This is a genomic window from Pseudomonas sp. PS01270, from assembly GCF_029959775.1.
GTDB classification, from domain to species: domain Bacteria; phylum Pseudomonadota; class Gammaproteobacteria; order Pseudomonadales; family Pseudomonadaceae; genus Aquipseudomonas; species Aquipseudomonas atacamensis.
This window is the reverse complement of sequence record NZ_JASCPT010000289.1, coordinates 1-319: the sequence shown is the minus strand read 5'-3', so window position 1 is coordinate 319 and position 319 is coordinate 1. Positions and strand designations below refer to the sequence as shown.

2 rRNA genes are annotated in these 319 nt (G+C 50.5%); both read right to left on the bottom strand.

The features are described from left to right. Positions 1-65: ribosomal RNA gene (rrf, locus tag QMX86_RS28215) — 5S ribosomal RNA — on the bottom strand; the annotation flags it as partial. A gap of 147 nt (positions 66-212) precedes the next feature. Beyond that, positions 213-319 (bottom strand): 23S ribosomal RNA (locus QMX86_RS28210); the annotation flags it as partial.

Here is a 319-nt window from a genome sequence, read left to right as displayed (position 1 = left end):
ATGCATCGTTTCACTGCTGAGTTCGGGATGGGATCAGGTGGTTCCAACGCTCTATGGTCGTCAAGAAATTCGGGTACTGACTCGTGACCGGATGGCCTCGCTTCAGCAAATTGGGTATGTGACAGCTAGTGTTTGTGAACTTCGAACTTTCGGTTCGTTTCGTCTTCACACACCGCAATCTGGCCTTTCGACGCAAATTGCTTGGGTGTTATATGGTCAAGCCTCACGGGCAATTAGTATTGGTTAGCTCAACGCCTCACAGCGCTTACACACCCAACCTATCAACGTCGTAGTCTTCGACGGCCCTTCAGGGAACTCA